Here is an 18,879-nt window from a genome sequence, read left to right on the forward strand (position 1 = left end):
CGCTAGAAGTAACATTTAGATAAACTCTTTGTTTTCGGCTTCGATCTCTTTCGCCGCCTTCAATAAGTAAACAATCAACAGCATCAGCAAAAGGGTGGTCATGTTACCGAATTCAAGCCCAAGCTCTATGCTGGTATGTTCAAAAAATTGCTTATGATAGTAGCCAGTCGCCAGATGTTGAACGATCTCTAGCACGATATCCAACACTTTCAGCCATATTAACCAGAGGTAACAACGCATCGCCTCATTACCAAAAAACTGTCCCTGCTGAAAGTGACTCAACAGACGTTGCAACCAATAAATTCCCACAAATAAGGTGATTAGTAGCGGCGCCTGAATAGCCATCAGTACAGCACGGCTTGCACCATCATGATGCCAAAGATCGAGAAACAACATATTGGTCTCGAAACGTATTTCATCCAGCACCAAGTAGCTATAGCCCAGATAAACCACCACAGCTGCCGTAGCCACTAATACCAATACCCTGAAAAAACCGCTGATCTTCATCAACTTCTGCATGCTCGCGTTCATTGCCACAATCATTCCCTTATCTCGATTTCCACAGATTATACCAGACAGAAACATTTTATCATAAAAAAACATTTAATTATCGTTTTACAATAATTATTTTATGTATTACTTTAATTGGGAATTCATGGATAACTGATTTGTTGATAAAGCAGATAGGCATCTGAGCTGTTATTTAAAGGAATGAACGATGAAGACACATAAGATTTTACCTAGCGTACTCTCGACAGCGCTCGCCGCTAGCTTATTTATAACTGGCTGTTCCCAGACTCCATCACCAACTAGCTTGCCAGCTCAGGTCGCCGACCAAGAGCAAAGTCAGCAAGTTCAACTGCTACCTGTCGAAGCCTTCTTCAACGAGCAAGGGATCAGCGGGCTCAAGAGCTCTAGTGACGGAAAATGGTTAGCCTTTTTCAAAGAGTATCAAGGTGCGAAAAACCTCTATCTGATGGCGGCAGGTGCAGACTTAGATGCAGCTTTCCCTATAACTACTTCAAAAGAACCGATTCAGAGTTTTCGATGGTCAAGCCAAAACAATGAACTCTTCTACCTCAAAGACAGTGGCGGTAATGAGAACACGCAAATTTATAAGCTGACTCTGGATGTTACCCAAGCCAAGCCAACTGCCAGCGCCATAGCACTAACAAATAATAGCGATATAAGATACGACCTGCTCAAGCAGCCAAAAGACAAGCCCAACACCTTAGTGGTCATGTCTAATCAAGATAACCCTCAGCAGATGGATCTGTACCGTATAGATATTAATTCCGCCGAAATAACCAATATTTTCTCTAACACCTACGGCTTCTCTTCTATAGAGACAAACCAACAGGGAGAGCCAGTACTTGGCACCAGCAGTAACCCGGACAATACTTCCGATCTTTACGCCAAAATTGATGGCAAATGGACCAGTTTGATTAAGACCCAATTTGGTGAAGACATCGATATTCTTAGCTTTGATGAAGATAACAACTTAGCCTACCTCAGAGCCAATATCCAAGGTCGTGACAAGCAGCAGCTATTACGCCTCAATATAACCACAGGAAAACTGCTCACCCTACATCAAGACCCCATGAATGAATCTGATGTCTATGATGTGCTCTTTAACGATGAAGGCACACCACTTGCCGTCTCCTATTATGGCGGTCGCCTGCGCACTTATCCGCTGGATAAGACCTTTGCCAGCAACTGGAAAAAAATTAACGACCACTTCACTCAAGATATCGAGATAACCATCACCGACAGAAACGAGAAAACCGGCCTGTGGCAGATACATGTCGCCAGTGATGTCGATATGGGTAGCGACTATCGCTTTAATGCCAAAACTGGACTGGTGAGCCTGTTACTCGAACAAGAGGTATCGATTAAACCTGAGCTGCTCTCAAAACGTCAATCCATCACTTACCAGGCGCGAGACGGCGTCAACGTACAAGCCTACCTGACCCTGCCAAAGGGTCAGAGTAAAAACCTGCCAACGATTATTCTTCCCCATGGCGGCCCCTGGGCCCGTGATTACTGGACCTTAAGTTCAGGCTATTTCAATCCTATCGCTCAATTATTAGCGAACCGAGGTTATGCCGTATTGCAGCCAAATTTCCGCGCATCGACGGGCTTTGGTAAACGTTTCCTCAACTTAGGCAATAAGAACTGGGGCACAGGTAGCATGCAGGACGATTTAACCGATGGTGCACACTACCTTATCGACCAAGGCATTGCCGATAAACAAAGGTTAGGCATCATGGGGGCATCTTACGGTGGCTATGCGGCCCTTGCTGGCGCGACCTTTACCCCTGATCTTTATCAGGCAGTGATCTCCTATGTTGGGCCTTCGAGTCTTATCACCCTACTCGAATCATTCCCGCCACGCTTTCGTCCATACCTTGGACAGTTTTACAGCGCGGTAGGCGACCCAGAAATAGCAGCCGATAGAGAAGATATGCTGGCACGGTCACCCATCAAGTTCGTCGATCGCATCAAGGCACCGCTAATGCTAGTGCAAGGTGCTAATGACCCCAGAGTCACCCAGCTTGAATCCGATAATATTGCTCGAGTGATGTATAAGCAAAATCTACCCGTTGAATATATTCTGGCAAAAGATGAAGGCCATGGATTTAGGAAGCGTGAAAATAAGCTGGCCTATATCGTCGCCATGGAGCAGTTCTTCGCTGAGCACTTGGGCGGACGAGTGGATAACAAGGTCACCCCCTCACTCGCCACTCACCTGAACACGCTAAAAGTCGATGTGAGCCGGTTATAATACTCGTTAGGTCCTAGATCCCTAGGTTCTAGGACCTAAACACCTTGTTTACGCACTCACCTCTTCGAGATCAGGCATATCTTCAAGTTTCTCTATCTTAAAGTTGAAGTAGGCATAAGTGCCACTCACTAAGGGGCAGACTAAATTAAAGAAGGCGTAAGGTAGGTAAGCTATGGTGGCGACACCTAATGTACTGGCCATGTATGCACCACAGGTATTCCATGGCACCAGTGGGCTGGTGATGGTAGCCGAATCTTCCAAGGCACGGCTCAGATTTACCGCAGCCAGACCGCGCTTAGTGTACTCCACCTTCAACATACGCCCCGGCAAGATGATGGCGATAAACTGATCTGCGGTGATCAGGTTAGCGCCGATACAAGTCGCCAGGGTGGTGATAATCAAACTTCCGCTGGATGTTACTAAGCCAAGGATACTCTGCAAGATACGCTTAAGCAGGCCCGTGACCTCCATGATCCCGCCAAATGCCATGGCACAGAGGATCAACCACACGGTATTAGTCATCTGGCTCATGCCACCTCGGCTAAGCAGGCTATCGAGCACTTCATCACCCGTGTTAGCCACATAGCCATCGAACATGGCTGTCCAAATTCCCTTAACCATGGCCACAATCGGAGGCAAGCTATCATCATTGGCAAACGCTATGATGCTATCGAACTGGAATAGGGCCGCGCAGATTGCGCCTGCGATGGTGCCGAGAATGACAGTGGGAAATGCCGGCATCTTCTTATAGGCCAAGATTAATACCACCAACAGGGGTAACAAGAGGTGCACGCCGGGATTAAATTGAGCTTGCAATAAATCCATGGTCAATTGCAGATCACCTGCCTGTCCGCTGGCCTCACTGGTGAAACCTAAGATCAGGAAACCTATCATGGCGATGATGATGCTCGGTACCGTGGTCCATACCATGTGGCGAATATGGCTAAATATATCGGTTCCCGCTACCGCAGGTGCCAGGTTAGTGGTATCGGACATGGGCGACATTTTATCGCCAAAATAGGCACCACTGATAATGGCACCGGCGGTGATCTCCACACTCAGTCCCATAGCTGCTGCAACACCAACCAAAGCAATACCCAGAGTACCCGCCACAGTCCAAGAACTACCGATACTTAAGGCAACTACGGCACACAAGAGACAGGATGCGGCATAGAAATATTCAGGGTTGAGCACCAACATGCCGTAATAGATCATGGTCGGCACTGTGCCTGCGAGTATCCAGGTGCCGATCAGTGAGCCCACGGCAAATAAGATCAACAAGGCGCCGGTAGCCACGCCAACACTCTTGACGATACCCGCTTCCATCTCCTTCCAGCTATAACCATTCTTCACCCCTATCACCAGGGCGATACAAGCGGCCATGATGAGAGCGATCTGGTTTGCACCGTAAGAGCTATCAGACGAATACAGATAGACGGCCGCCGCCAGCATAAGCACCAGGGCAAAGATGGGAATGAGGGCGTCGAGCAGGCTAGGCAGCTTGTGTTTGTTTAACTGGGGATCTGATGTCGAGGTCATCATTTATTCCTTGTGGTTATGTGTTCTCAGGCCCAGCCAATTCGATAAACGAATACCATTCATCCGATGGCTTATTCTTAGCTAGGGCCGAACATCCTTACATAAAATTAACAATGAGATCTAGGTCACATTAGAGCGAGTGTGAATCTAAGCCTGTCTGCCCAGACCGAACTCCCTAGGTAACAGACTATAAATTCAACTCTGAGGTGATATCTCCACTAGTTATGCATTTATTCGGGATAATCCCTGGAGTAACTGCTCGATAAAATAATCGACATTATCTTTGTTAAAAACCATTGGCGGCTTAATCTTCAGCACATTATTGAAGGGACCATCGAGACTGAGCAAGATGTTGCGCGACTTAAACCACTCGATTAAGGCTTGCGCCTCTTGGGTCGCCGGGGTCAAACTTGCATCCTTCACCAGCTCCACGCCGATAAATAAACCTAGGCCCCTGACGTCGCCTATGATGTCGAATGTCTCTTGTAATTTGACCAGACGCATCCGCATATAATCGCCGCTATCGCGGGCATTGTGCATCAGGTTTTCAGTATCTATGGTGTCGAGTACCGCCTTGCCGATAGCACATGAGACCGGATTACCGCCGAAGGTATTGAAGTACTCCATGCCAGTCACGAAGGCAGCGGCGATCTCCTTAGTGGTGACGACAGCCGCCATGGGATGACCGTTACCGATGGGCTTACCTAAGGTGACAATATCCGGCACCACACCTTGGGTCTCAAACCCCCACCAATGAGTGCCGACACGACCGAAGCCCACCTGCACTTCATCGGCAATACAGACACCACCCGCGGCGCGCACCGCTTGATAAACGGCGTCGAGATAGCCGTTTGGCATGACTAGGTTGCCGCCAACCCCCTGCAGAGACTCACAGATGTAACCGCCTAACTGCTTACCCTCTTGTTGTAACTGACGAATCGCCTGCTGCACCGGCTCGGCATAGGCAAGGCCCGTCTCAACAGACATGCCTTTATACGGTCCGCGGTAGGGATCGGGCACAGGCACGATATGGATATGCTCCGCCGCCCCTTCGCCCCCAGGGCCATTAAACTTATAGGGACTGATCTCAATCGCCTTGTTGGTATTGCCGTGATAGGCACCATCGACCACCAGCAACTCATCGGATTGTGTCTTGCAGCGCATCAAGCGCATGGCGAGTTCGTTAGCCTCACTACCTGAGTTGACGAACATCACCACAGAAAGTGACTCGGGGAAGGTGTCCAGCAAAGCCCGGCTATAATCGAGAATATTGTCATTGAGATAACGGGTATTTGTGTTGAGTTTAGCCATCTGCGCCTGACCCGCAGCGACCACAGATGGATGACAGTGCCCCACATGACAGACATTATTGACCATGTCTAAGTAAGCGATATTGTTTTCATCTAGCAGAAACTGTCCCTGGCCGCGCTCGATAATTAACGGCTGCTCATAGGAGACACTCAAGGTCTTGAATAAGCGTTCACCTCTCTGGCTGATAATGTCTCTGCGTCGCTCAGATGAGATGTTATCGGTGCCTTGGTCTAATGGCCCGCTCTGTTTTTCCCCTTCGTTTGCTGTCAGGCACAGGCGCTGCAACCCAAAGCCAACACTCTTAGCATCTAGTTTTAGCAAGGTAGTGATGGCTGCCCAGGCAGGTTTAGCGGTCACCAACAGGTATTCATTATCTGGCTCGGATAAAATCGCTTCACAGGAGTTGCACACGCTAACCGCTAAACGTGCGGCAATAAGAGGCAGCAAGGCCCACAGCTCGGCGCCATTGAGCGGACGCTCCTGGTGATAGGCCAAGGTGATGGCCTCTATGATCGCCAGTGGCGAGTCAGCTCCTAAGATGGCGTAGGCACAAGCGATAGCCAGCTCATTGATCTGATGGCTATATACCATGTCACCAAAATCTATCAAGCCTATCACCTCGGCGTCCAAGCTAGCGCTGCTGAGTAACAGGTTATAGTCATTCACATCGTTGTGGATCACCCCTTGTGGCAGCTCAGCCATAAAGGGGATCACCTGCTGTTCGAAGCCGGATAGAATCTTTAGTACCTGCTGACGCAGGCTCTGGTCGCTGATTAAACCTACCTTTGATTCGATGACAGCGTTCGCATGCTTGAGATCCCAGTCGAAATGCCGTGAAGCAGCCCTGTGGGAGAAGCCTTGCAGACTAAGATCCAGCCTGCCCAACAAGGTGCCAAGTTGGCTGTGATGATGACCAGCCAGCGCCTTATGGTCACAGTAGAACACGCCGGGCACATAGCTAAGCAGGCGCATGGGTCTCGGCCTGCCATGTCCGTCCTTTAGAGACGTGATCTCATGACCTGCCAGGTTTTTGATCACCTCAGGTAACAGATAGGGCTGCAAGTCTTGCCCGTTAAGATAATTCATCACAGCATTTTGCATATCCAACTCGGCCAGTGGCTCATCCGCATTAGCAATCTTGAGGATAAAACGTTTCCCCTGTGTATCTGTAAGCAGAAAATTTAGATCCACATAACCGGGCAATGATTTCACCTCTACAGCCATCCGGAAATGCTCCTGCACCAACGCCTTCACTGTGGATGGTGAATATTCAACGACCTTAGTTTTCAACTCTTGCATTGCCATTCTGCCTCTGGTTTCTTCACTTAAGCTGTGATGTTAATCTTGTGTAAATAGGGATATTGTATACACTAACTGTTTTTCAATAGCAATTTATCGAGTAGTCTCTAACGAGAGACTTGTAGGAGAGCTTGCGGTATGACAAAAGCCCATATTTGGTTACGCGCGGAATCTAAACCCTTAGAAGAACGCATTGCCCTTACACCCGATGTCGCCCGGAAACTCTTGGAGGCGGGGTTCAAGATCACTGTCGAAGAGTCCCCCTTGAGTGCCATCCCAGCCCAAGAATACCAAGGGATAGGTTGCGACATTGTGCCAGCCCACAGCTGGCAGCAAGCCCCACAAGACACCATCATCTTGGGCCTCAAAGAACTCAGTGAAGATAATTGGCCTCTGGTTCATCGTCATATTCATTTCGCTCATGTGTATAAAGAGCAGCAAGGCTGGCAAGATGTGCTGCGCCGCTTCAAGACCGGCAAAGGCGAGCTATACGATCTAGAATATCTGGTGGATAATAATAATCGCCGTGTGGCCGCCTTCGGCTACTGGGCCGGATTTGCCGGCGCTGCCGTGGCGCTTAAGGCGTTCGGCAAACGTCAGCAGCTAGATTCCACAGCACAAACAGACCAGCCAGTATTGGATAAGTTAGCTTCGATGCCAAGCAAGCAGGCGCTGGTCGATGATGTGGCCGAGTCACTGAGTCCGCTAGCACGACCACCCAAGGTATTAGTGATTGGCGCTAAGGGCCGAAGCGGACGCGGCGCCGTGGAGATGGCTAAGAGCGTAGGCGCTGAGGTTACGCAGTGGGACATGGCAGAGACTCAAGTAGGCGGCCCCTTCGAAGATATTTTAGACTTTGATGTACTGGTCAACTGCGTGTTCGTACAAGAAGCTCTGCCGCCGTTTATTACCTTGCCCATGCTCGAGACCAATGGCATAGAGCCACGACGCCTGGCCATTATCTGTGACGTCAGTTGCGACCCATATGGTACTTACAACCCCTTGCCTATCTACGCAAGCTGTACCACATTTGATAAGCCGTGCCTGCGTATCATAGAGGGGGCAATCCCGTCGACTTGATCGCCATAGACCACTTACCCTCGCTGCTGCCGGTCGAGAGCAGTGAAGATTTCTGCCAGCAACTCTTGCCACATCTACTGCAACTGGACAATCTCAATCTAGGCGTGTGGCAAAAAGCGAATAAAATTTTTACCGATAAGCTCAGTCAGGTATAACAACTAAATTAAGAGATAATCAACATGCAAACAGTTCATTGGTTAGGTGCAGGACTCTCGTCACTGCCGGGAATACGCAAGGTCGCACAATCGGGTCAACAGCTGATCCTCTGGAACCGCACCTTAGCTAAGGCCGAGCAAGCGGTTGCCAGCTTAGGCATTAAGGTTCCGACCAAGCAGTTAAATTGGCTTGCTCTGGAAGCCGAAGTTAACCCAGGCGATCAGGTGATCTCCATGTTGCCAGCCACCTTGCATCTGCAGGTTGCCGAGTTATGTCTTGGGCTCAAAGCCCATTTCATCTCCAGCAGCTATGTGTCACCGGAAATGCAGGCCTTGCATGATAAGGCCAAGAGCCTAAACCTCTGCTTCGTCAATGAAGTGGGGCTAGATCCCGGGCTAGATCACCTGCTGGCCCACGCCTTGATCGCCGAATATCAGGCATCGGATAAATTCGACAAGCAAAACCAGCATAGCTTCCGCTCATACTGCGGCGGCTTCCCTAAAGTCGCCAACGATTTCAGATATAAGTTCTCCTGGTCACCACTGGGGTACTAAAAGCCCTCAAGTCTCCGGCGCAATGGACCCAAGACGGCGAAATACAGCGTACCGAGAAACCTTGGTTGGCCCTATCAGATTTCGATATGCGCATGAGTGATGCCAGTCTGGAGACGTTCCAGGCTTATCCAAACCGAGACTCTATTCCTTTCCAGCAGCAATATGGTTTTGCAAGCGACTGGAACATTCAGGAATTTGTTCGCGGCACGCTGCGCCTCAATGGTTGGTCAGACGCCTGGAGTGAGCTGTTTACCGAGGTAGACAATTTCGAAATAGATAGTGCAGTAGGTGATGCGGGACTGGCCCGTTTAGCCGAGCTCAGTGACGGACTCTGGGACAAGCACCAATACGACAAGGGTGAAGCCGACCGCGTGGTGCTATCGGTTGAGCTGGAAGTCAAAGATCCTCAAGGTAAGCAGACAGTCTGGCATTCAAGTTACGGCGTAGATGAAGCCGGTGACGAGCGCGGCTCAGCCATGGCCCGTCTGGTTTCTCTCACAGTGGCTATCGCCATCGAATCTTTAGTCGCCGGTGAGCTGGCTATCGGTGTCTCTCCGGCTCCACACGATGAGAAGACAGTGACCAAGTGGCTTAATGAGCTGGATAAGATGAATGAGAAGGTGTTCCGTCATCAGCTGGTCTAGCTAACTGCCACAGAAATTAGCCAACTAGAGTTCATTGTCGAAATATATCCACGACAAAAGGAAGCATATTTATGCTTCCTTGAACAACTCAACTAAATAATCTAATGTTGAATTATATTGAATCGTTTAAAGGGAATTGACGCAATGGTATCGACTAGAAATCTCCATCACTTACAAATCAAATCAACGAGTCTCACATTAATTTCAATTGTGTTCTCTTTCTTCATCACTGGCTGTTCGAGTCATCATGCCCAGTCAACCTCTATGGATTTAAGCACAGAGATTTTCAAGGCTCAACAACGAAGAGAGTCCAGTACCCCACCTCCATTGCGGGATGGTAAAGTCACCCATCAGGATGTCGCTAGCGGAGTGCTCAGCAGCATAATCAATTAAGTTTGCCAAAAAAATATATGGCTAACTACTCGTCGAGTATCAATTTTCATTTGTTATGCAAGCGAGCCCTCTTCAGTTCGCTTTATTTTGCTCTGCCATTAACTTAGAATCACCGCCATTCGAGTTATCTCAACTCAACCCTAATGACAGAAAGCTCAGGCTTCAAGGCAGAATCAATGAAACTTACCGCACTCACTCAGCCTCTCTACGATCACCTTTATCGTGACATCCTCCAGTTTCGCTCTACTTTCGATTTACCAAGCGAAGATGAGAGCACATTGGATGATAAAGCCGATACACTGCACACTTCATTGGCCATCGAAGAGCTGACCGAGCTTGCCGAAGCCGACAGCCGCATGGAGCAGGCCGATGCTATCGTCGATTCTGTCTATGTCTTGATGGGCCGCCTGGTTCACTTAGGTGCAACTCAAGTCAGTGACCGCATGGAAATCAGCTACGTCATCGACCTACTGTTACATGTGGCCAAGAACCGCGAGATCGACTTCATCACCTGTTGGGACGAAGTTCATTCGAGCAACATGAGCAAGGTGTGTCGCAACGAGAAAGAACTTGAAGAGACTATCGAGTTTTACGCCAAGCAAGGCGTCGAGATCGTCGGCAGCACCAAGGGCGACTTCATTATCGCTAAGTGCGCTAATGATGTAGATATGGCAGGTAAAATCGTACGCCAGGGCAAGGTGCTAAAGTCGGTTTACTATCGTCCGGCAGATCTAGCAAAGCTCGTTAAAGCTTAATCGTTAATTTTTTTTGGTTCGTTGATGTCTGGTGGATTATCTCTTCGTAGATAGGTCATTGCACATCGTCAGCCCTAGACTTTAAAGCACTTCATTTGGAGTGCTTTTTTGCTTTCTTACGGTTTAAATTTTCATATTGGGTTATTGAATTGAAAACCATAGCTTCATTGTGATCTATTGCCTGCCGCAGGCTAATGTGCAAACACTTCTGCGACACGGTGAATTTGGCGTAGCCATGTGCTTATGAGCGAGAGGCAAGGATGCCGAGCTGGCCTTTAGATAGGATATCATTCAAGCACGCTCCCTGTGGGCTCTGCGACAGCATCCCTGCTGTCGAAGGTCACAGCCGCGTTCACACCAGATTATTCACTTCTTTGAATTATCGACATGTGATACCTTTCTATTCAATATCGGGTCCAGTGGAAGAACCCTCGAAAATGACGAGTCAGGGACAATACACTCCTTTTTATCAATCAATTGTCAGCTGACTGCTCGTCTGAAAGTTGGCCTCATCAATTTAGCTATACCAGATACTAACGCGGTGCTCCTTCATGCTAAGCAGCAATAAAATCCTGCTCAATTAAGCTATAGCCTTTGCTGCGTAAGCTTATGTGGATTCCCCGTTGTCAACAATAAACCTAAATAAACAAAAGAAATAAATGCGTGCTTATGTACGAGCTCTACTTTGAGTAGCTAACTCTGGCTCTATGATATTTACACGGACAAGCTGTCAAATCTCACAAGCGAGCTTGCCAAGTATTTTGGTGGCTCTATGCTTACGACTGACTTAACTTACTGATTTTTATCTTCGTTTATGCATTTTTATTGTGTGAACTCTTTTATCTGTCGTATGGACCTTTTTACACTGTCAGTAATTCGGCTTTATACTCTGTCCCTTTCGTTAACATGGCAAAAGCCGTTCTTACCGTTTTATTCGCCAATGCGACGGCTGCGCACTTATTCCCGCGCCGATCAATCAGTGATTTTAGCCACTGCTCTTTCTTTGTTTTTGCTTCTTTGTTTTTAATATGCCGCACTTCCGCCATAGCCCCTGTAATTAATTGGCTTCGAAGTATATTATTTTTAGACCCTTTGCCTATTGTGCCTAATTTTGTTTTTCCACCTGAAGAATGCTGAATGGGGGTAACACCTATGCAAGCTGATGCATCTCGACCTCGGCTAAATGTGCCTATATCAGCACAACCAAGAGCAATATAGAGATTAATCGCGTTTATTGGCCCTACACTACACCTTCAAGTTTTAATAACTTCTGACACTCAGGATGATCCTGAATTGACATCTCTAAACAACGGTCATAGGTTGAGACTGTTTCGGCTAATGAGGTTAATTGATTCATGGCCTCATTAAGGGCCTCTCTAAATTGAAATGACAACTTATTAGTAGCGTCCTCTAATATATCTTCAATTGAATTTTCCATACCAGAAATGCTATTTGGCACTCTAAAGTTTAATTCATGCAATAGGGATGCGACTTCAGGGCAAGAGCGTGAGTTGATTTTATGTTAAAAATAAACTGACGCGCCTAAACATTGATTAGTTACGAGAGTGAAAACTGAGCATTGTTATAGTTTCTCTGCAGCCTGCTGTACAAGTTTTGTACAGATTGATAAGTTGGATAATCTTTTGTTGAGAATGTATATCCACACTCTCGGATTGTTTAATAAACATTCTAAATTGCCATCTGTTACAGCCTATTGGATATAAATAAACAGTACTTACCATTCTTCTATAGCTCAAAAACGTTCACGCTCTCACCCTGGATGCGACTTGCTTGTGAGAGGCATCCCTTTGTTTTATAGTCAACTCTCTCAATCGCTTAATTGATTGTAATTGTTGTTCAACACTTTTACCCGTTATAAAGTTCACATCTGGCAGCATTGTGGCTTGAATGACTGCTAACGCGTCATTTTTATCTGTTTTTTGATTTTTCCTGACTGCCGATACTAATTTCGCTGAAATTAGGCGACCATCATGCCCTGACTCTATTGCTTTTTGTTTCTATAAACACAAACTTGGATAACATTTTTAGCTAAATCAACGCCAACGATAGTATTGCGCATGATAATACCCCTGATTATATTTTCATTTTGATAATCATATTAACTTACTTTATTAGTGTGGGGAGTCCAATTATCTCACATTCAGTCTTGTTTTCTTATTTATTCAACAACGTCGATTTTTCACCAGATCAATCATTTTTGAAATTGTCGTAACTTTCCAGTCACTACCGTATGTCTTACTCGATGTATAAGTCTCCCAAGCTGGATTATTAAACACATCGCGATAAAGAACTTCTTTATCTGCCACATAAAATTTTACATGACCAATAACATCTTGCACGTTCTTATGCCTATATAACCAACGCAATTCTGCACTGGTTATACTTTCACCATACCCTACCTTTGATACGACTGCATCGATCTGTAAATTTGTTATGATAAAATGCACGGTACCCTTAGATTTCACATGGAATTCCAGCCCAGATTTACTTGTACGTTGCCATGCATTTTTAGATCTTTTTACTAAGTCAATTTCTAGATCAAGCCGAGAAGCAACATTATAATTGGGGTGATTTCCCAAGAAGTTTTTAAAAGCAATTCCTCGCTGACCGTCAACTAACTCACTATTAATGCTTTTATTACTAGAATACCTCCCGGGCAAGCTCGGATTCCAGACTGCATTAGTAAGATCATTTTGAATTATGATGTGCCTTTTAGTGGTAGTTGAGCTAAACAATCCACAGCAATAGACGTTTATGATTGGCTGAGTTCGATTTACATATCGGCTTTTAAGCATTTGTAATGCTACGGCTCGAGGAACATCTAAACCGTAAATTACATCTCCGTCTTGAAAATTATCTGCTAGAGCTTCGTAAGCCATTTCACACCTCTATTAATCGGTTCTGTCATAAACTGAGATCGAGCCGTCATTCGTTTCTTAAACATAAGCAACTCTGACCTATAGTAATTTCTGGTGTATGAAGGATGTCCAGAGGGAAATCAGGTTGAATCAATGCGTAGGCATTATTGATAAATGAATTGGCAGCCTCAAAAAAGCTCAACTCTATATTTTGCCAAAAGTACAACCCCATACGGTCGTGCCTGTACTGCGAACCATCATAGTCAAACCGACTACTTGCACTGATAAGAGGGTTATCCCGGTCCGCCACATGAAATGCGGAAGCGAACTTACCTAAATCATGTAATGCTAAGCTAAACACAAATAATGCATTGAGCTGCTGTGGTGATAATTCGAGAAAATCGGCGAGAGCTTTGGTAAGGGGTTTATTAGAACAGAGCAATTGTTGGCCGACGGCTGTCACATCTAAACAATGATAAGGTAATAAATGATACGCATCATCACTACCACCTTCGTTTTTTACTGCCTTCCCCCAATATTTAAAATATCTTGGTAATGGCTTATTTGATGTACCCATTTACCTATCGCCTAAAAATAACAAAGCTTTATTTGATATTATCAGTTTTACTATGTACAAAAAGATTAAAAAACCAGCTTTCGTTCACACTTCTCATATTAAATAGCTTTCCTGCCTTCACCGTTTTATTAGTGCTCTACACGCTGTTACTCCCTGATAACAGTTACCGCACATCAAGGGGTGTATTTCTATACAGTCAAGCAAAGTGAAACGATGGTAGCGAAACAAATCGTCGAGATAGGTTACAAGGCACGGGGTTTTCATGAACCTTTTATAACCACTTAATATATCATTAGGTTTAAATTTTTGAGTTCTTTACATTGTAATCAGTCATAAGCCACCTAAATCAATTCCACGACCCTCGTGATCCAAAAATAACAATAATAAATCGTGCAATAATAAATCGTGCCAATAATAAATCGTGCCACCCATGGCTAATCACAATAAATCGTGCCACCCATGGCTAATCAATAACATAGTGAGTATAGCTGGTTATCAATGCTCTACTTGGCGATAAAACCAATCGAATGGGTCTATACATTATTCGAAGCTTAAAAAGTACTGGGAGTGGGTATTTAGAGGCGATAATGATGAAATTCAGATAGCAGGTTTTGACTCAATTCATAATGAGCCTACTTTAACAGGAGGAGTGATTGAAACGCTTAGCCAGCTTGAAAATACTGGCAGTTTTGAGAAAAGTGCCGTCGTCGTTTACCCAAATGTTCACAGTAACTCGTCAGCTCTTGTAATGTCCCCACTGGACCATGAAATAACTTGCCAAAATCAGCGGTGATTTTTAACCAATTCTCACAAGGAATATTTAACCTTGCCAGAATTTTTTCAGCATTGGCTGATATGGCTCCTCGCTTATCATCTCGAATCATTCGGCCTGTTTCATCAACCAATTCAAGGTAGTCTTTCAGTGTGAAGTTTATCCCTTTAGGTTGATTTAAGCGCTCATTACCAATAAAAGAGAGGAGTTTGGCTGGTTGTTTGCCATTGAGGGCGGATTGGATTCTAAGCTGAATACTCGTGTAGTCTGATTGCTCTGGCGTATCGGCCATTTTTGCTCTGATAGGATTAAGGTCTACGTAAGTCATGCAGGCAAGTACAGCTGCTTCATCTAATAATGCTTGGCTTTTAAAGCGTCCTTCCCAAAAACGACCTGTACACTTATCTTCTTTGTTTGCCATGCGGGCAATGGGTTCATTGAGCGACCGCATAAACCAGCTGATATCACTTAATCGACTTCGATATAGAGCAATCGAATGCTTTAAACTGTTAACTTCGAAGCTTTCTATCACTTCACCTTTAGCAAATTTTTGAGTGACTTCAGTTCCCAAAAATATTTGATGCCAGTGCTTAACCACTTCTTTGTCAGTCCAACGATTTGACTCATAAATATCAACACTAAGAACAACATGTAGATGATTAGACATCACTGCATAGGCTGCAATATCTATAGCAAACACACCCGATAATTTCAGTAACTGAGATTCAACCCAGCCACGCCTATGGTCATAGTTCTTACCAGTAAGCTCATCATATCCAAAAAGGAAGGCTCTTCTGGTTACCCTACTACAGCAATGGTACATTGGCGTGTCTTCAATACTGACTTGAGTTCTTCTTGGACGCGGCATAACAATCTCCCACTTAAGCTCTTCATTAAAGCTTAGTAAGAGGGGTGAAAATACGCCATTAAGTCTGGGTGGCACTGTTTATACGCCATTAAGTCTGGGTGGCACTGTTTATACTTATCGCTTTATCTGTGAGCGCAGCGTTCCGTATTCGGTGAACCGTTAACTCGCAGCTAAGCGTTCTAGCAGTGAGTTACTTCATCACCGCTTGCTGGAAACGGTTGCCTGCGATAGCACCACCAATCATTACCAGTAAATACACCCATCCAGATAATGAGAAGTTAGCGATAGGGGTGAACAATGCTCCCACATTACAGCCATTGGCAAAACGAGTACCAAATCCCATTAATAATCCACCTAAAGCAAAAAGCGCCAGCTGTTTAGCTGAGTGGTTTAGGGTAAATGAAAACTTAAACTTACCCATAAACAACACCGCTATTAAGGTGCCTAATAAAATAGCCAAGTTTTGCACTGACACGCCATGTTCAAAAAACGGCGTGGTAAACATAGCTTCAGGTCGCTGGCTTATCTCGGTAATGGTGCTTAATTCGACCCCAAAGAACATCAATCCCTTTGCGAACCAGATACCAAAGGGTGTCGACGCTCCCCAGCCTGAGCCGGTACTTGCCATCATGATGCCAAAAATAACCGCTATGACTAACGCGGTGGTGCGCATTTGCCAGAGATTAGCGAACCAGTTTTGATATGTTTCACGGCTGAATAATCTAAACGATTTATCTTCGCCGTTTTGATTGCTTTGATGTTGAATATTCTGCCGCTCAATTTCACTCGACACACCTAAATATGAGCCATTGCGGCGGCGATAATTTTCATACTTTTTGGCAATAACCACTACGCTTAACGCTAAAAATAGGGTCACTAATATAGACATAAAATAACCATTCAGCGGTGTACCAGCAAACAAGTCAGGCAAAAAGACGCCTTTACCTTGATAGCTTGCTGATGAAAACCACGAATCAGTTATCCAGCTTTGGCTGCTTTGTAATGGAAAGCCAAAGAAGACCCCAGCGCCAAAAAACACCAATGTCGTTGCAGCTCTTGGGACATCACTGACAAGCTCCACCATCACGCCGGTTGCGCAGCAGCTTGATAAGCTCATGCCTGCGCCAAACATGATGCCGCCAATGAGCAGCCCTGCATTGATAGGATTAATCCATAAATTATAGTTCTGGCTGTCAGCATTAAGCAGTAAACCGGCATTGATGATTGCAGTGATCACAAACATAAACATCAGGGTTTGCAATAACTGCGTTGAACCTCGGCGGTAAGCTCGGTTAATACTACCGGCAAAACCAACGGCTCCCTTGACTAAAGCAAAGCCTAAGCTGAGCCCTAATAACAAACGTAAAAAGAGCCCGTCATTGGCTAACTGAGTTGCGCCAACCACTAACGTCAACAGTAAAATTGTTACGGCCATCACCGCTTGATTCTTATTTATAACCACAGGACTAACCAACCACACTCAATAACAAATACCAAACAAAAAACAAACAAAACGTTATGCTTTTCAAACGCTTTGCCGTTCCTGTCATTTAGGTTGCAGATTGTGGTGAATCTAGCTGTTTCTGTCTATCGCTATAGCGTGTTTTAGATAGACCCCTTTGTAATAACTCATACGCTTGTATTAAGAGCACCAAACAAAGGAGTCAGAACGAATTGGCTTCTACTCCATTCAAGTTTTGCCACCAATGACAGCACTCCCTGCAATGAAACCTGCCAATTCATATACGCTAGAATCTCTCTGATAGCCTGCTGGTTCAATAATTCCCCGTTGGAAGTTACCGAAATATGCAGATGAAAATGCTGTAGAACCATCATGGATGATGGTTCAGGCTCGGGGCTACATGGATGTAGCATCTGAGCCGTTAGGCAATTTTTATTGGAGTATGAGGCCCGTACTCAATGCATGTAACTTCGCCGGGGCGTTATGGTGGATGCAGGGGCGAAGGTCATGATAATGGCCTCTTTGAGCGAGAGCCATGGATGGCGAACTGGCCCTTAGACAGGATGTTGTTGATGAGGACAGTCCTCCTTGGTCGACTCTTAACAACGGAAAGGGGTTGAAGACCCACGACTTTAGTTATTAGACGAAGTCTAATTATAAAGCTCAAGCGCAGCTTGGTTATCTAATACATTTGCCAACTTTGGGTAAATCAAAGTAGCTACACCCATGACTTTCATTGTTAGACGAAGTCTAACTATACTTCCACACCTCTGGCTAACTCCAAAGTTAGCTCAGCTGCCGAGATCTCTTTGCAGCCTGTGGTGTTTTGGCCGCACCAGAGTGGAGAGAAGTCACTGCAGCCTTGGGCTTCGGCTTGCTGTCTGATAGCTGTTATCGCAGTGGCGGCATGGGGAAATTCTGGGGCGAGCTCGCTTATGGGACCAAGCTCATGTATGACCCGGTTGACGATGCCACGGGCCGGTTTGCCGGAGAACAGGTTGGTGATAACCGTTTTATGTGAGCGATTACTCTTGATGGCTTGCCTGTGTAGCGTGCTGGTGTTGGTTTCATCACACAACAAATAAGCGGTGCCGACTTGTACCGCCGCCGCGCCGAGTGAGAGAGCTGCGCTTACGCCTTTGGCGTCAACAATGCCGCCTGTCGCTATTACGGGCAAGCTGACCCGTGCCAGAATTTGTTGTAGCAGTGAGTAGGTACTCACCTGCAGACCAAGCTCCTCTGACAGGAACATGCCCCTGTGACCACCAGCCTCTAAACCTTGAGCTATGATGGCGTCGGCGCCATTGGCTTCGAGCCAGAGGGCCTCCTCCAGCGTCGTCGCCGTACTCAATACTGTCGCGCCCCAGGCTTTTACCCGTGCAAGCAGGGCTTTTTCAGGCAGACCAAAGTGGAAACTCACCACTCGAGGTCGAAACTCCTCCAGGATATCTGCGACGGTATTGCTGAACGGTTGGCGGCTAGGCCCCTCGGGTAATGCGTCGCTGTCGATGGAATATTCTCTAAAATAGGGGGCTAAGGTCCTGCGCCATATAGCATCACGTTCGACGTTTAATTCGGCTTGATGATGACTGAAAAAATTCACATTGATGGGAGCTTGGGTTTGCGACTGAATATGGCTCAACTCTGCCCTCAAGGCATCGTGACTGAGCATGGCGCAGGGAATAGAGCCCAGAGCGCCGACGGAAGAGACCGCCAATGCCAGTTTACTGTTCTGAACCCCGGCCATCGGGGCCTGAATAATAGGTAAATCTACACCTAAGAGCTCTTGTATACGCATCATGTTG

At 46.1% G+C, this 18,879-nt stretch carries 13 protein-coding genes and 3 pseudogenes; 6 read left to right on the forward strand and 10 right to left on the reverse strand.

The features are described from left to right. Window positions 1–15: 15 nt before the first annotated feature. The gene (locus FM037_RS25760) at window positions 16–531 is read right to left on the reverse strand and encodes a DUF2975 domain-containing protein (RefSeq protein WP_144049142.1); all 516 of its coding nucleotides are present in this window, start codon (window positions 529–531) and stop codon (window positions 16–18) included. Window positions 532–718: 187 nt separating this feature from the next. On the opposite strand from FM037_RS25760, the gene FM037_RS25765 reads away from it, so the two are divergent. Further along, window positions 719–2,785: a S9 family peptidase gene (locus FM037_RS25765; RefSeq protein ID WP_144048349.1), complete on the forward strand. Its 2,067-nt coding sequence runs from the start codon at window positions 719–721 to the stop codon at window positions 2,783–2,785. Window positions 2,786–2,833: 48 nt separating this feature from the next. Here the strand turns inward: FM037_RS25765 and nhaC are convergent, their stop codons facing one another. Together nhaC and FM037_RS25775 are read right to left on the reverse strand one after the other, a co-directional pair. Further along, complete coding sequence (gene nhaC, locus FM037_RS25770) at window positions 2,834–4,327, reverse strand: Na+/H+ antiporter NhaC (protein ID WP_185976913.1); 1,494 nt, start codon at window positions 4,325–4,327, stop codon at window positions 2,834–2,836. A 219-nt stretch (window positions 4,328–4,546) separates the two neighbouring features. Beyond that, the gene (locus tag FM037_RS25775) at window positions 4,547–6,934 is read right to left on the reverse strand and encodes an aminotransferase class III-fold pyridoxal phosphate-dependent enzyme (RefSeq protein ID WP_227993203.1); all 2,388 of its coding nucleotides are present in this window, start codon (window positions 6,932–6,934) and stop codon (window positions 4,547–4,549) included. Between the two features lie 138 nt (window positions 6,935–7,072). On the opposite strand from FM037_RS25775, the gene FM037_RS25780 reads away from it, so the two are divergent. From FM037_RS25780 to FM037_RS25795, 5 genes and pseudogenes are all read left to right on the forward strand, one after another. Beyond that, window positions 7,073–8,014, forward strand: a complete 942-nt coding sequence (locus tag FM037_RS25780; protein WP_229381022.1) for a saccharopine dehydrogenase — start codon at window positions 7,073–7,075, stop codon at window positions 8,012–8,014. Beyond that, window positions 7,975–8,169, forward strand: coding sequence for a hypothetical protein (locus FM037_RS29860; RefSeq protein WP_229381023.1), 195 nt, complete (start codon window positions 7,975–7,977; stop codon window positions 8,167–8,169). Before FM037_RS25780 ends, FM037_RS29860 begins: the two co-directional genes overlap by 40 nt. A gap of 24 nt (window positions 8,170–8,193) precedes the next feature. Further along, window positions 8,194–9,368: pseudogene (locus FM037_RS25785) on the forward strand (saccharopine dehydrogenase family protein). Between the two features lie 144 nt (window positions 9,369–9,512). Next, complete coding sequence (locus FM037_RS25790) at window positions 9,513–9,761, forward strand: hypothetical protein (protein ID WP_144048351.1); 249 nt, start codon at window positions 9,513–9,515, stop codon at window positions 9,759–9,761. 176 nt (window positions 9,762–9,937) lie between these two features. Further along, a complete protein-coding gene (locus FM037_RS25795; RefSeq protein WP_144048352.1) occupies window positions 9,938–10,516 on the forward strand; it encodes a nucleoside triphosphate pyrophosphohydrolase family protein in 579 nt (192 codons plus the stop codon). 860 nt (window positions 10,517–11,376) lie between these two features. Here the strand turns inward: FM037_RS25795 and FM037_RS25800 are convergent. The 7 genes and pseudogenes from FM037_RS25800 to FM037_RS25835 form a co-directional block, all read right to left on the reverse strand. Further along, window positions 11,377–12,011: pseudogene (locus FM037_RS25800) on the reverse strand (transposase); the annotation flags it as partial. Window positions 12,012–12,294: 283 nt separating this feature from the next. Continuing rightward, window positions 12,295–12,596, reverse strand: a pseudogene (locus FM037_RS25810) (IS110 family transposase); the annotation flags it as partial. 103 nt (window positions 12,597–12,699) lie between these two features. Then, window positions 12,700–13,416: a hypothetical protein gene (locus FM037_RS25815; RefSeq protein ID WP_144048355.1), complete on the reverse strand. Its 717-nt coding sequence runs from the start codon at window positions 13,414–13,416 to the stop codon at window positions 12,700–12,702. Window positions 13,417–13,462: 46 nt separating this feature from the next. After that, on the reverse strand, window positions 13,463–13,972 hold the full coding sequence (locus FM037_RS25820; protein WP_144048356.1) for an HD domain-containing protein: 510 nt from the start codon (window positions 13,970–13,972) through the stop codon (window positions 13,463–13,465). 662 nt (window positions 13,973–14,634) lie between these two features. Further along, a complete protein-coding gene (locus FM037_RS25825) occupies window positions 14,635–15,612 on the reverse strand; it encodes a transposase (RefSeq protein WP_144048357.1) in 978 nt (325 codons plus the stop codon). A 190-nt stretch (window positions 15,613–15,802) separates the two neighbouring features. Next, entirely contained in the window at window positions 15,803–17,074 is a 1,272-nt protein-coding gene (locus FM037_RS25830; protein WP_144048358.1) for a YeeE/YedE family protein, read from the reverse strand. Between the two features lie 754 nt (window positions 17,075–17,828). Continuing rightward, window positions 17,829–18,875 carry an NAD(P)H-dependent flavin oxidoreductase gene (locus tag FM037_RS25835; protein WP_229381024.1) on the reverse strand — a complete coding sequence of 349 codons (1,047 nt, stop codon included), beginning with the start codon at window positions 18,873–18,875 and terminating at the stop codon, window positions 17,829–17,831. Window positions 18,876–18,879: the final 4 nt, after the last annotated feature.

The organism is Shewanella psychropiezotolerans (genome assembly GCF_007197555.1).
Lineage (GTDB): Bacteria > Pseudomonadota > Gammaproteobacteria > Enterobacterales > Shewanellaceae > Shewanella > Shewanella psychropiezotolerans.